This is a genomic window from Paenibacillus foliorum, from assembly GCF_013141765.1.
Classification (GTDB): domain Bacteria; phylum Bacillota; class Bacilli; order Paenibacillales; family NBRC-103111; genus Paenibacillus_S; species Paenibacillus_S foliorum.
Genome location: NZ_WHOD01000065.1, coordinates 51567 through 64464 on the forward strand (window position 1 = coordinate 51567; position 12898 = coordinate 64464).

The window sequence follows — 12898 nt, forward strand, 5'->3', positions numbered from 1 at the left end:
ATCTATAGCTGCTGCCCTTGCTCCACACACTGCTTCCATAATTCCAACTGATTCGTACACACCCATACGTTCGGGTATCTGCTCCGCAATTCACGCATCTCTTCTTCATTATCGATCGTCCATGCGATCAACTGTATGCCCTGCTCCTCGCAGCGACGCACAAAATCATCGGTTAAATAGATGTATTTGACCGACACGTAGCACGCTCTGATCTGCTCGGCAAGCGGGAACACCGAAGGAGTCGCTCCATAGATAACCAATCCGAGCTCGATCTCATCCGAGAGCTCCCTCATTCTAATGATCGAATAATGATCGAAGGATGTTACAAATACTTGATCCAGAACGTCGCAGGAACGAATGACTTCAAGAACCTTTTCTTCCAATCCAGGATACAGATTGCCGCTTTGCTTTAATTCAATGTCCACCAATGCCTGCCCTTTAGCAAGCTTCAGTACTTCCTCCAATGTCGGGATCGGCGAACCTCCCCCTGCATCTAATTTACGCAACTCATCAAACGTAAAATCAATAACTCGACCTTGACCGTTTGTAGTACGATTCACGGTTGGATCATGGATAACTACCGGAACTCCATCTTGGGTCAATTGCACATCCAGCTCCAAGTGACTGATGGACAAATCGATGGCTGCTTGAAAGGAAGGTATCGTGTTCTCCGGGTATTTCTTGGGGTAGCCTCTATGTGCTAATCCTAGAATCATTTCTGTCTCTCCTCCCATTTCAATTAAGCTGCTATTCGTTTAAAGGCAATATTTGTATACGGTCCAATGCGTAGCTTGATGAAGTCTTGTATTTGGTCGCTCCGGATTCAAACAAAATATGTAATTGACCAGCCGACTCGAATATTCCTTCTGACATAGGCGGCAGCTCCATTTGGTCTACTCGATTCTTGCTGTCCAAAAACCATATAGGAACCTCAGTCGATCTTACAGAAGCTTTGGAATGAGGCTTCTCAGCCAGAATGTTTTTAAATCGATACAGCGTGCTCGCATTTTTCCTACCGTAAGACTGGCTCAGCCAAATATGGTCCTTTGCCACACTCATTCCCTGAATACGGTCTGGCAGCGATAAAATATAATCCGGGGCAGCCGAGCCTTGACCCTGCTCCGGCTTCACCATCGGAAGATCCGTCTCCGGGTTAAGTCTGTAGCCTTCTGCCCATGCCTTATGCTGCTCGTCATCCCTATTGGTTATATAATGGGACTTATCCGTCGGGTATTCGGTTCCGTGAGCAAATTCGCCGATCCACAGAATCCCGTCCTCATAAGCAGTAAATGAGGCACGTGTCTCACTTTGCACAGAACCGGCAAAAGCGAGCTTACCACCATTCTCAGCTTTGACAATATCTTCGAAATTCAAATAATAAACATCCTGGTCCGAAGAAATCCAGATGTGCTTTTTACTTGCTGTAATTCCGCCTGCATGACCAGTATAGGGGGTGCTAGAATTTTTGTAAAGCTCGATAGCCTTCACCATTTTACCTGAAGAAGCATCAATGACAGACAAGAGACTTGGCTTGCCATCCTCCCTGTAATGGGAAACCAGCATCCACTTTTTATCCTCTATGTAAGCCAAGCCCTGTGGAACCGCATTTTGCAATAACGCCGGAACAATAGGACCTGGCTTGGCTTTCTGAAGGAAAGGTTTTATCCCCGGCATATCAACGCGGTATTTGATTCCCGCCTCTTCCTGAGTAATGCCCGTTGTAGCCACTGCTGGCTTTTCCTTCTGTACTACAGCATTGGATTCAGCAGCCGCTGCTGAATCCGGTTTAACCTCCACCGCTGCTGGCTGTTTTTGGCAGCCGGATGCAGCTAAGAGAACCGTACAAATCAGCCCCGACATCAGTAAGGATGACTTCATTCCGCCACACCCGTCCGAATTGCTAACTGCAATAAATCCCGCAGTCTGCCCGGATAATCCGTGATGATCCCTGATACTCCATAATCAATAGCTTGAGCCATGTCGCTTTCATCGTTTATTGTCCAAGGGTAAACCTGTAATCCAAGAGCAATGGCATCGGATACTTTCTCTTTATCAATTCCCTTATAATTCGGATGGAGTGAATATACTGCAGCTTCGAAGCTATCTATTAAAGCCGAATTGCTTCCATTATTGACATCGTAGAGCAAGCCAACCTTCGTTTCCGGCGCCAATTGCTTGAGACAAAGCAAATTTCTATAATCAAATGCGGAGACAACCACATTATGCATACGGTCCTTTCTCTTCATCAATTCAAGCAATAGCGGTTCCAGTATGCCTTGAGTGGAATGTTTAATTTCCACATTAATCATCACATCTGCAGGAACAAGATCAAAAACCTCTTCTAACGTCGGTATCCGTTCACCCTCATACTTCTCGTTGAACCACCGGCCCGCATCAGCTTTCTTGATTTCCTCCAGCGTCATATCATAGATGGAGCCTGTCATATCTGTTGTTCTATCCAGAGTAGAATCATGGATAACGATGATTTCATCATCCTTGGTTAAATGGATATCCAATTCAATAGCGTCACAGCCTTGCTCCAGCCCAAGCCGAAAAGCTCCTAATGTATTTTCCGGCGCCTCGCCTTTGGCCCCCCTATGAGCAATGACTAAAGTTTGATTTGTTCCCATTACGAATCATCCCTTCTTATGCTTGTTTACTTAAACGTAGAATTCGCCATTGCGGCCACAATATATTTTTGAGCGAACACAAACACGATTACAATCGGTAGAATCACCAGTAAGCTTGCTGACATAAGCAGATGGAAATTTAAGGACTCGTTACCACCTATCGAGTCACGCATCATCGCTACGCCAACCGTTAATACACGCATGGTGTTGGAGTTGGTCATAACCAGCGGCCAGAAATAAGAGTTCCAGCTGTGAATAAAGCTAATAACAATTAATGTCACTACAGTGGGCATTGCCATTGGTGTCAAGATTTTATATAGAACCTGAAGCCGACTCGCGCCATCTACCTTAGCAGCCTCTATAACATCATTATTAATAGATCTGAACATTTGACGCAATAAGAAAATTCCATAAGCCGAAGCCGCATGAGGAATTATTAGCGCATAATAAGTATTGATCCAACCAAGATCAGACATCATCACATAAATAGGAACAAATACAACCTGCTCAGGAACGATCAGCGCAGCTAGAACAAGCACAAACAGCTTATCTCTTCCAATAAATGATCCCTTTGCAAAAGCATAGGCTGCCATAATGCCAATGTTGATTTGCAGAAACACTATCCCAACCGTTTGAATAACTGTGTTAACTGTAAAGCGATAGAAAGGAATTGTTTTGAATGCTGTCGCAAAATTTTCCCACATCAGCTTCTCAGGCCAAAAGCTCGGAACCGCCAACCTTAATTCGGCAGGCGTCTTCAGCGCCGTCACAATCATCCAATAGATCGGGAAGAACATGATCAACGTGATAACTATGGCGACTATCAAACGGGTAGTTTTTAAAACTGGACTCTTCATTTATTTATATACCTACCCTTCGTAATGGACTTTCTTCTTCGATATGTACAATTGAATGCTTGTTAGTATGATAATGATAATAAAGAATATAATGACCAAGGCCGATGCTCTGCCTGTTCTAAATTCACTGAAGGCCATTTCGTAAATCCAGTAAACCATAGCCTTGGTTGATTCTAATGGTCCACCGTTCGTCATTACATCCACAGATTGAAACACCTGCATGGACGAAATAAAGTTGGTAATAATTAGAAACAACGAGGTCGGAGACAATAATGGGATCGTAATTTTCCAAAATTGAGTCCATTTGGTAGCTCCATCAATACTGGAAGCTTCATAATACTCAACCGGAATACTTCTCAGACCTGCAATGAAAATGATCATTGTGAAGCCGACGCCTTTCCAGACGGATACCAGTATAAGCACCCATAGTGCCGTGCGCGTATTGGTTAACCATAGAACTGGCTCGATTCCCAGCAGCTTGAGCAGCTCATTCATCAATCCAAATTGCCCGTTGAAAATCCATATGAAAATCATAGATACGATAACCATGGATATATAGTGCGGCATAAAGATAACCATACGCAACACGTTATAGAACTTTGAAACGGAATTGAACAACAACGCCAGCAAAAGTCCAATTCCTAAGGTGAGAAATACATCAAAAACGGTGTAGGTAAACGTTATTTTTAATACATTGTAAAATGTATCACTGGTCAATAAATAAGTGTAATTATCAAACCCAACGAATTTCTTCACTGGCTTGGTCATATTCCAATTTGTGAAGCTAAGGTAAAGTGAGTTAAATAATGGATAATAAATAAATAAAACTAAAATAACTAATGCGGGTAAAGCAAAAGCGAAATCTTTGAACCCTTCCATAAACTTTGATGGAGCCTTTCGGCTGGTCTTGTTGACTACTTCAACCTGTAAATTGCTGTCCGTCGCTTTCATCGCGACTCCCCTCTCACTTACGATAATGAACCGTAATGCGGGTTCTTTAAGCTCCCGCATTACGGACTAAAGATTATTTTTATTGATCTGCTATGATTCTGTTAATTTCTTTGATGCTATCTTTCATAAGCGGTACCGGGTCAGCATTTTCAAGAATCATTTTACCAACGACTTCCATGTATTGCTTGCTGAATTCCGGGTAAGCCGGATGCTGCGGACGTCCTACAACATTGTCGAAATTTTCGAACACGGCTTTATATTGTGGCAGCTTTTCAAAGTATTTCTTACCTTCATCTGTATTAACAACCGACTTGTGAGTTGGCAAATATCCGGTTCCCTCAGCCCATTTGATATTGTTTTCAACGCCTGTCATAAAGCTAACAAATTTCCAGGCCGCTTCCTTTTGCTTAGCTGGTGCGCCTTCCATCATAACAATTCCCGCGCCGCCGATATGCGACTTTCTTTCTTTATCCCCAGGAATGAACGAAACTCCCACTTCAAACTTGGCGTTTTCTAAGTATGTTTTAATAATTGCAGAGGAATGCTGTACCATGGCTACCTTTTCTTCAAGGAACATTTGTCTCATCGTATCCGATGCACCTTTTCCATAGCCCATTTGCATGGAACCATCCTGCATCCATTTACGGAAATTTTGAATCCATTTCAAGCTGTCCGGCTGATCGAGCAATGTTTTTTTGTGATCTGGACTTAGGATAGCTCCGCCGCCATTGGAAACCCACGGATCATAATACCATGTATCCCAGCCCGGTACGGAAAACGCATAACGAGACGTCTTTCCATTTTCCTTCACCGTCACCTTTTTATTGAAGTCCTCAATTTCGGCCCATGTTGCTGGAGGCTTCACGCCCAGTTTATCCAGCATCGTTTTATTGTAAACGAAGACGCTCGTGCTGACGATCAACGGAAATCCATATTGCTTGTCATTATAAGCATACGCCTGCAGCATCCCTTTGGAGAAATCGTTCATATCCACTTTATCCCGCTTGATGTAAGGAGTCATATCCGCAAACACACCGCCATCGGCAAAGTTCGGAAGAACGGATACTTCCACGTTCGTCACCGCAGGGACATCCTTGGCCGCAACGGCTGCCTGCAGCTTTTTATGTAAATCAGGGTACCCGCCTTGGAAAACCGGCTCCACCGTAATATTGGGATACTTCTTCTGAAATTCTGCAATCATGTAGTTTAAGGCAGCAATCTGTGGCTCCGCATGAGAATGCCAATATTGAATAGTAATCGGCGAATTGTCTGCTACTGGAGCTTTAGCGACCTCCGTTGTTTTTTCAGCAGCATTGTTAGAGCACCCGACAGCCAAGCCTAAGGACATGGAAGAAACAGTGAGTACAGAAAGCCATTTATTCAATTTCATTGTTAAAATACCCCTTTCTCTTCTATCAATTTGTTAGAATCGTATTCATTCAACCATCAGTAAAGATGCAAAAAGGAGAGCATTGAGAGCACAAGAAACAAAGAGGGGCCGGCATAAGTATACACGGTCCGTTCGTCTCTTGGGTTGTCTCAATGATCTCCGCACCCAATCGTTATTGAACGAAATAAAGCGTTTTCTTATTACTCTTAAAATTATCCCACATCGATATTGTATAGTCAATACCTACACAAAATCTTAATATTACCACTAAAGTAAGAAGAATACAATCTATGCGAATGAATCAAAGCGCTTCGAGAGTAGATTGTCTTAACCCATCCGATTTTGTTAAACCTTTAGATTCCATCGACAAGATATCTCCGGAAGCAGAAATCCCCTCCATCGCCAGCAACAGCGTCTCCCCTTGCTTGGATTTCAAGCTAAAGCACAGCTCCATCACGGGTTCTTCCACCCCCGAAACCTCCACCGTTCCTTCCGGTTTCATTTTGACATTAACGATTTGGATCCCATGCTTGCCAAAATTCGTTGCGATGTTTCCAAGAGCACCCGGCCTGTCGATAATTTTTATTACCACTTCCATTGTTCTCCTATTGCGCATCAAATGCTTCTCCCATTTGTTTAATACAAACAAGCTTAACAGCACCATGACAGTTGCGAGTGCAGCACAATAAAAGAAACCAGCCCCTACACATAAGCCAATAGCAGCCACTACCCAAACTGAAGCCGCTGTCGTAAGTCCGGATACAGTAGAACCCGTACGCATAATCGTTCCGGCACCTAGAAAACCGATACCGCTGATAACCTGAGCTGCGAGACGCGCAGGATCAGTACGTACATTGACTTCATTTACAAATTGTGAGAAGCCATATATAGACAGCAGCATGATGGCTGCAGATCCAATGCAAACTAGAATATGCGTTCGTAATCCTGCCGCATGATTGTTCCATTCGCGCTCAAGACCAACCAAGCCTCCTAATCCGGCTGCAAGCAATATACGTATCGTTAATTCCAGATGGGTGATATGCCAAACACTATCCATGCTAACTCACTTCCCTATGACTTTAGATACGAAAAGCCTCTATTCGAAGTCTTTTCGATGAAGATACATTCGTGTCTTAGCGGTAGCTTTTCTTGCAATATCAGTTAATGGTTCAGCTCCGCTGAACACTTATAAATATAAGAAAAACCCCAATAGAAAAAGTGCAATTAAACAGCACCTTTCCCAAAGAGGTTTCTCAGTTAGTCTCTCCTGCTTGGAATTAGAGGTTATTTAATTTCTACCATAATTCAGATGTTCCTGCAGACACGGCGAGTGCACCTGCTTCAAGTGCACTTTCGATCTCCTCGTGCGTGCCGACAAGTCCGCCCGCGATAATCGGAAGAGAAGTCATATCCGTCATCTCTCTAATTACCCGAGGCATAATGCCCGGCATGACTTCAATCGCGTCTGGCTTGCTCTGCTCGGCAGCCTTGATGCCTCTGACAACTGCGCTGCGGTCAATCAAAAATATACGCTGTATAGCCATAAGTCCGGCTTCCTTAGCTCCTCGAATCAAATTGCTCTTAGTGGAGATGATTCCAGTAGGCTGTATATATTGTGCAACATACGCAACGCCGCTGCGATCAGCCGCTATACCCTCTATAAACTCCATATGAATAAATACTTGCTTATCTGCTGCTTTAACTTGATCCACCAAGTCTTTGATATTAAAGATAGATCCCACCAGAAGGAAAACAATATTGACCTTACTATTAATAGCGAGATCCATATCTTCTACTCTCTGCACAGCTGCAATGGTTTGATGTTCCACCAAATCGACAATCGGATACAATCAGTTCCCCGCCTTTCGTTGTAGTGAGAACATTATAACATGCTTGGTTATAAATCTACGACATCTTTAATGCTTGGAACAATATAGTGGGGTCGGTCCGTTGTGAGCTCAGCCATCTCGGCCGTACTAACTCCGGTCAGTACAAGCACAGAAACCATCCCCGCTTCATTGGCCATTCTAATATCTGTCTCCAGACGATCGCCAATCATCAAGCAGTCTTTATAATCCAGTCCCAGATGAGCAACCGCTGCCTCAGCTGCTATTAATGAAGGCTTGCCAACAACCAAATCGATTGCTTTCCCTGTAGCCACCTCAAGTGCAGCTATAAACGTTCCCGTATCGGGAATTTGTCCTCCATCCAATGGGCAGGTCGTATCCGGGTTGGAGGCGATGATGATGGCTCCCTTGATAGCCGCTTGATAGACACTGTTCAGCTTATCATAAGTAAACTGCCGGTCCCACGATAATACGACATACTCAGCGTTATCGCTATCCTGCGTTATCGGAATTCCATATTCAGCAAGCTCCTCATTGATTGGCTCTTCCCCAATTACAAATACTTTTTCTCCGACTTTAAGACGACGCTGCAAATATTGAGCTACAATTTGTGAGGAGTTTAATACATCCTTCAGAGTTGTCGGAATCCCCATTTTATTCAGCTTTTCTACATAGGACTGTCTGGTTGCGATGGGTTTGTTGGATAAGAATACTACCTTGTCTCCACGGACTCTTAAAGCCTGAATTGCTTCTGATGCCCCATCAATCATCTTGTCTCCCAAATATACAGTGCCATCCAAGTCAAAAATGTAACCTCTCACCTGTCTGCCTCACTCTCTGTTGAAATTGTTAGCAGCACTGGAAATACAAAAAAAACCTTATCGCAGTAAACACACCCACCCCTAATAGGAAGGATATGATTACGGACAAGGTTTTCTCCAGGACTCGTGCCTAACCGTATATTCATTAATGAAACCAAGTATAGAACCTGAACGAACTTTCTGTCAACTAAAATTTATTATACAGTAGAATTCATCCCGATATCATCCACTTAAGCTTATCGTTGAAACCATTAATGAAAAGGTTATTTGGGCGCACGGTATGATGAAGTACTTCCGTTCCACTTGAATGATCACGTGTGCATGGAAAAATAGCGTACCTACGTTCCTCACCTGCCAATATAGAGACACAGTTCGCGATTGCAAATAAAGGGTAAGCTTCGCTCACCCCCAACCCCAAAGCAAATAAATTCTAGATGCTAAAAAACGTCCTCTACATAGTTAGAGAACGTTTATTTCCGTGGAAATATTGTTGAACATCCTTGCAAAACGCCATTTCGATTGAATTGAGAGGGGTATGCTTCCGAGTGACATAGCCATTTTTCCGTTTAATACTTAATGAAGATACCGCTTTAGTGATAAGCTTTCCATTATTGATGTCTTCTACAACCGATTGAGAAGGGAGGAAAGCAATTCCAAGCTCCGACTTGACCGCTTGTTTGATCATTTCAAAATTGCTCATTTGTAAAAAACGCACCTTCACCCGTTGCTGCTCTAATTGAGCGGAAATATATTGCTGTAAATAGAGGCTTTGCGGCAGTAGTATATTTTCATTATGTAAATCCCGACAATAAATAACCTTCCGGTTAGTCCACGAATGGCCCACTGGCAAAACTAACAGGAAATCCTCTTCAAAAAGAACCGTTATATCAAACTCGGCCCGAATATATTCATCCTCTGGATAGAGCGGTAAAAAAGCAAAATTCGTCTTCCCTTCCCGTAGAGAGCGTATCAGATCATCATAGCATTGGGTATAAATCTCTAATAATTACTTGGGGTACACATGATGAAAATGTTGCAGAATGTCCGAAAAGAAATAACCAGCAATGTAATTGCTCACATAAATAGACAAATTACTGTCCTGTCTAGAGACATTCTTCATTTGCAACGATGCATCTTCAATGAGCCTAGTTATTTGCTTCGCATATTCCAGCAAAACCTCACCTTGCTTAGTCAATTGAACCATTTTACCTGAACGGTGAAACAAAGTGGCATTAAACAGCTCCTCTAGCTGCTGAATATGATTGCTGATGGTTGGTTGGGAGCAATAAAGACGTTTGGCCGTATCAGTAAATGACTTACATTCGGAAAGGACGATAAAGGTTTCAATTTTATCCAATGTTTTCAGATTCAACACCTCAACAATATCACAGATTATATTGATAAAGATTATCATTCTCATGTTTGAAAGTCAATGAAAGTCCTAGTCCCTATCGCTTTATCTGACTTACAAATACGCATACTACAACAAAATATATTCATTGAATATCAACTGCCATCTTTGGTACGATAAAGCGGTAATTCCAACTAAGAAGGTGATGGTTTGAAATGCCGCGACTCAAACTTGCTTTAAAGGATAATCAGCGCTTTTTAATACGGAGCTTTTCCATCATTGTACTAGGCCTCTTTATTAATCAGCTTCTGCAAACGGTAGGAAGTATCATTCTCGCTCGCGTGTTAGACGATCCTGGCAAATTCGGCGAAGTGAATCTACTGCTTCAAGTGTTCGGAATGGTAACTCTTTTTCTAAATGTCGGCTTCACTTCTTCACTGGTATATACCTTCTCTACACAGGCAAAAGAAGCCATCCAATCCAAGCTTCGGCTAGCATTGCTTGGCAGTGTTTTTTTTGCAGTCGTACTGAGCTTGCTCCTTACTATTCTGGCACCCATCTTATCTAATGCATATAAGCTGCCTGAACTCAAAGGGGCACTCATTATGAGCTCTGTAATGTTAGTGTTCAACTCGATTATCAATATTGGGGTATCCTCCTTCTCCGGAAGCCGTGATTTCAAGACACAAGCATTTTTCATGGTTGTCTCGACGATTTTCTCTACATCGGGAACATTGCTAGGCGTATTATGGCCGCTCGGCTCTAACTCAGTTCTATGGGGAGTCTCCTTCTGGATGGGGGTCGGTGCTATACTCGCTGCTGCCTATATATGCTGGAAAGTTGAAAAAGAACATCATCCCGTATGGTGGGGGCCTATCTCCTTAAAGGAGCTCAAGGAAATGATGAAATACGGCGTTCCTCTCTGGGCTGGGACTATTGCCAAGGCATTCCAGCAGCCTTTTATGCTCATGATGATTGGCTCCAGCTCAGTTATTGCCGTTGGCTATTTGACCAATGCGATTCGAATAACGGGGTTTATCGGCATCGTCACCTGGGCGTTTATGATCGTTACCTTTCCATTTGTAGCTGAAAGCTCGCGAGACTTAGCCGAAAGCAAGCGTAGGGGCACGCTCTGTATCCGGTATAATAATTTAATCTTGTATCCGCTCACCTTGATAATCTGTTTATATCCGAACCAAATTAACGGCTTCTTGTTTGGCAACAGCTATACATCGAGCGATTCAGCCGTATACATCCGTTTGTTGGCGCTGGGAGTCCTATTCTCATCCGTTGGACGGTTAGGTGGCAATATTCTCGCGGGCATTGGGAAAACAAAGGCGAATTTCTGGGTTATGGTTGTAGCGGGCATTTTTGTTGTCGCCATTGTTCCTTTTATTGTAACTTATAATCCAGTATGGTCCGTATGGGTTTATACCGGCGGTTGGGCGTTTTCCGCACTATCAATGATCTGGTTTTTTTATTTGGAGGGCTTTCCTTTGAATTGGTGGAAGGCTTATGGAGAACCGTTAATTCCAACTCTGGTTATGGGTGTCTTTATGGTGGTAAGCGGGTTTACAGGGCCATTTATGACGAGCTTTCTCATCATTGCTGTTGCCAGCTTGCTGGTGTTAACTCTCTTAGTAGAAATGAACACATTGAAGACGCCCAACTTTCGCTCTTTCCGAGGGAAATCATAGCTGTTCGCTTTTTTTGCATACATGCATGCTTCTGCTGTCTTTTGTTCACAATAACCTTGTTATGCCAAATTCAATTTGGTTAGGAGGTTATTCGAATGGCGACCAGCAGACAGCATCAAGAAGCTCATGGAATTGGGCAGACGGAAGAGCAGTTGAACAATCAAGCCCAAGCAGCTGTAACTATCCAGGGAGAAAGTGAATTGGATCAGGAAGTGATAGCGGCTGCAAACCGCGAAGATTCAGAGCTCGATGAAGTTACGGATGCGGATTAAACAGGTTTATGGAGCTTGATTCTAAGCAGCGGAGTACCGCTGCTTATTTGTATTCACCGTCCAAATCTTTACGGTAATTCAGTGTCCACAATCTCAGCACTAGCCCTTTACAGAGCCGATCATAACTCCCTTGGCAAAATGCTTTTGCAAAAATGGATAGACGACAAGAATTGGCAATATGGAAAGGATAATCGAAGCCGAACGAACCGTTTCTGACGGTGGAGACGCATCACCTATGGAAGCTTCCATCCCAACGGTTTTGGCGCTGTTATCGAGAACTAAAGATTTAACTAAAACCTGAAGCGTCCACTTTTTGGCATCGGTTAAATACAGCAGCGCATTGAAATAAGTATTCCAATGAGATACGGCGAAAAACAGCACGAAGGCTGCCAGAGCGGGTTTGGATAAAGGCAGAATGATTCGGAAAAAGACGCCGAGTTCGGTACAGCCGTCCATCTTGGCCGATTCAATTACCTCTGTCGGTAAGGAATCCATAAAGCTTTTTACAACGATTAAGCTCCACGCATTAGTAAGCGCTGGGATGATCAATGCCCAATAGGAGTTCATTAAGCTTAATTCCTTAACAAGCAGGAAGCTTGGAATAATCCCAGCGCTGAATACAAGTGAAAACACAACCAGCCCATAAATCCATCTGCGGTGAGGCAATTTGCGTTCTGTCAGACCATAAGCCATGGTGAAGGTAAAGGCAACATTTAATAAGGTACCAACGGCTGTAATGAATACAGTGCTCTGTAATGCGTTCTCAAAGCTGTTGGAGGAAAGAATGTAAGAATAAGCCCCGAGCGACCATTTTTCTGGGAACAGCTGCAGCGCATATGGAATATAAACGGACCTATGAGTTAAGGACACGCTTAACACATAAAGAAATGGAAACAAACACATCGCAGAGATGATTGCCAGCAGCGTGTAGTTGATGACATCAAATGCAGTAACCTTTTTCTGATGTACAAAGCTCACGGTTTTACTCCTCCTAAGAACTTTGCTTTAGCAAAGTTTACTTCGTAAGCAATATCTTTAGAGTTTTTGCGTTAGCTAAAACTAGCATCGTAAGCATTAACTGA

The 12898-nt window shown here is 43.2% G+C and carries 14 protein-coding genes; 2 read left to right on the forward strand and 12 right to left on the reverse strand.

The features are described from left to right. Positions 1-2 precede the first annotated feature (2 nt). From GC093_RS16695 to GC093_RS36010, 11 genes are all read right to left on the reverse strand, one after another. The gene (locus GC093_RS16695) at positions 3-716 is read right to left on the reverse strand and encodes a glycerophosphodiester phosphodiesterase (RefSeq protein ID WP_171653031.1); all 714 of its coding nucleotides are present in this window, start codon (positions 714-716) and stop codon (positions 3-5) included. 31 nt (positions 717-747) lie between these two features. After that, positions 748-1878 carry a hypothetical protein gene (locus GC093_RS16700; RefSeq protein ID WP_171653032.1) on the reverse strand — a complete coding sequence of 377 codons (1131 nt, stop codon included), beginning with the start codon at positions 1876-1878 and terminating at the stop codon, positions 748-750. Next, complete coding sequence (locus GC093_RS16705) at positions 1875-2630, reverse strand: glycerophosphodiester phosphodiesterase (RefSeq protein WP_171653033.1); 756 nt, start codon at positions 2628-2630, stop codon at positions 1875-1877. The genes GC093_RS16700 and GC093_RS16705 overlap by 4 nt, the downstream gene beginning before the upstream one ends. 26 nt (positions 2631-2656) lie before the next feature. Next, positions 2657-3487 carry a carbohydrate ABC transporter permease gene (locus tag GC093_RS16710; RefSeq protein ID WP_171653034.1) on the reverse strand — a complete coding sequence of 277 codons (831 nt, stop codon included), beginning with the start codon at positions 3485-3487 and terminating at the stop codon, positions 2657-2659. Between the two features lie 12 nt (positions 3488-3499). Further along, on the reverse strand, positions 3500-4366 hold the full coding sequence (locus tag GC093_RS16715) for a carbohydrate ABC transporter permease (RefSeq protein WP_171653075.1): 867 nt from the start codon (positions 4364-4366) through the stop codon (positions 3500-3502). 151 nt (positions 4367-4517) lie between these two features. Beyond that, positions 4518-5828, reverse strand: coding sequence for an ABC transporter substrate-binding protein (locus GC093_RS16720; protein ID WP_171653035.1), 1311 nt, complete (start codon positions 5826-5828; stop codon positions 4518-4520). A gap of 301 nt (positions 5829-6129) precedes the next feature. Next, on the reverse strand, positions 6130-6885 hold the full coding sequence (locus GC093_RS16725; protein ID WP_171653036.1) for an MgtC/SapB family protein: 756 nt from the start codon (positions 6883-6885) through the stop codon (positions 6130-6132). Between the two features lie 238 nt (positions 6886-7123). Next, a complete protein-coding gene (locus tag GC093_RS16730) occupies positions 7124-7678 on the reverse strand; it encodes a glycerol-3-phosphate responsive antiterminator (RefSeq protein WP_171653037.1) in 555 nt (184 codons plus the stop codon). Positions 7679-7725: 47 nt separating this feature from the next. Further along, complete coding sequence (locus GC093_RS16735; RefSeq protein WP_171653038.1) at positions 7726-8496, reverse strand: HAD-IIA family hydrolase; 771 nt, start codon at positions 8494-8496, stop codon at positions 7726-7728. Between the two features lie 451 nt (positions 8497-8947). Beyond that, the gene (locus tag GC093_RS36005; protein ID WP_312886552.1) at positions 8948-9493 is read right to left on the reverse strand and encodes a LysR family transcriptional regulator substrate-binding protein; all 546 of its coding nucleotides are present in this window, start codon (positions 9491-9493) and stop codon (positions 8948-8950) included. Between the two features lie 9 nt (positions 9494-9502). Beyond that, on the reverse strand, positions 9503-9916 hold the full coding sequence (locus GC093_RS36010) for a LysR family transcriptional regulator (protein ID WP_246314613.1): 414 nt from the start codon (positions 9914-9916) through the stop codon (positions 9503-9505). 146 nt (positions 9917-10062) lie between these two features. Here GC093_RS36010 and GC093_RS16745 point away from each other — a divergent pair, with 146 nt between their 5' ends. Both GC093_RS16745 and GC093_RS16750 read left to right on the forward strand, forming a co-directional pair. Next, on the forward strand, positions 10063-11544 hold the full coding sequence (locus GC093_RS16745) for an oligosaccharide flippase family protein (protein ID WP_171653039.1): 1482 nt from the start codon (positions 10063-10065) through the stop codon (positions 11542-11544). 95 nt (positions 11545-11639) lie between these two features. Further along, entirely contained in the window at positions 11640-11816 is a 177-nt protein-coding gene (locus GC093_RS16750) for a hypothetical protein (protein ID WP_171653040.1), read from the forward strand. A 99-nt stretch (positions 11817-11915) separates the two neighbouring features. Here the strand turns inward: GC093_RS16750 and GC093_RS16755 are convergent, their stop codons facing one another. Next, a complete protein-coding gene (locus GC093_RS16755) occupies positions 11916-12794 on the reverse strand; it encodes a carbohydrate ABC transporter permease (protein ID WP_171653041.1) in 879 nt (292 codons plus the stop codon). Positions 12795-12898: the final 104 nt, after the last annotated feature.

What these genes read in the sequence shown, in the direction of transcription:
- GC093_RS16745 (WP_171653039.1), top strand. Translation starts at nt 10,063, where the DNA reads ATGCCGCGACTCAAACTTGCTTTAAAGGATAATCAGCGCTTTTTAATA.
- GC093_RS16715 (WP_171653075.1), bottom strand. Translation starts at nt 4,366, where the DNA reads ATGGAAGGGTTCAAAGATTTCGCTTTTGCTTTACCCGCATTAGTTATT.
- GC093_RS16700 (WP_171653032.1), bottom strand. Translation starts at nt 1,878, where the DNA reads ATGAAGTCATCCTTACTGATGTCGGGGCTGATTTGTACGGTTCTCTTA.
- GC093_RS16705 (WP_171653033.1), bottom strand. Translation starts at nt 2,630, where the DNA reads ATGGGAACAAATCAAACTTTAGTCATTGCTCATAGGGGGGCCAAAGGC.
- GC093_RS16710 (WP_171653034.1), bottom strand. Translation starts at nt 3,487, where the DNA reads ATGAAGAGTCCAGTTTTAAAAACTACCCGTTTGATAGTCGCCATAGTT.
- GC093_RS16750 (WP_171653040.1), top strand. Translation starts at nt 11,640, where the DNA reads ATGGCGACCAGCAGACAGCATCAAGAAGCTCATGGAATTGGGCAGACG.
- GC093_RS16725 (WP_171653036.1), bottom strand. Translation starts at nt 6,885, where the DNA reads ATGGATAGTGTTTGGCATATCACCCATCTGGAATTAACGATACGTATA.
- GC093_RS16720 (WP_171653035.1), bottom strand. Translation starts at nt 5,828, where the DNA reads ATGAAATTGAATAAATGGCTTTCTGTACTCACTGTTTCTTCCATGTCC.
- GC093_RS36010 (WP_246314613.1), bottom strand. Translation starts at nt 9,916, where the DNA reads ATGAGAATGATAATCTTTATCAATATAATCTGTGATATTGTTGAGGTG.
- GC093_RS16695 (WP_171653031.1), bottom strand. Translation starts at nt 716, where the DNA reads ATGATTCTAGGATTAGCACATAGAGGCTACCCCAAGAAATACCCGGAG.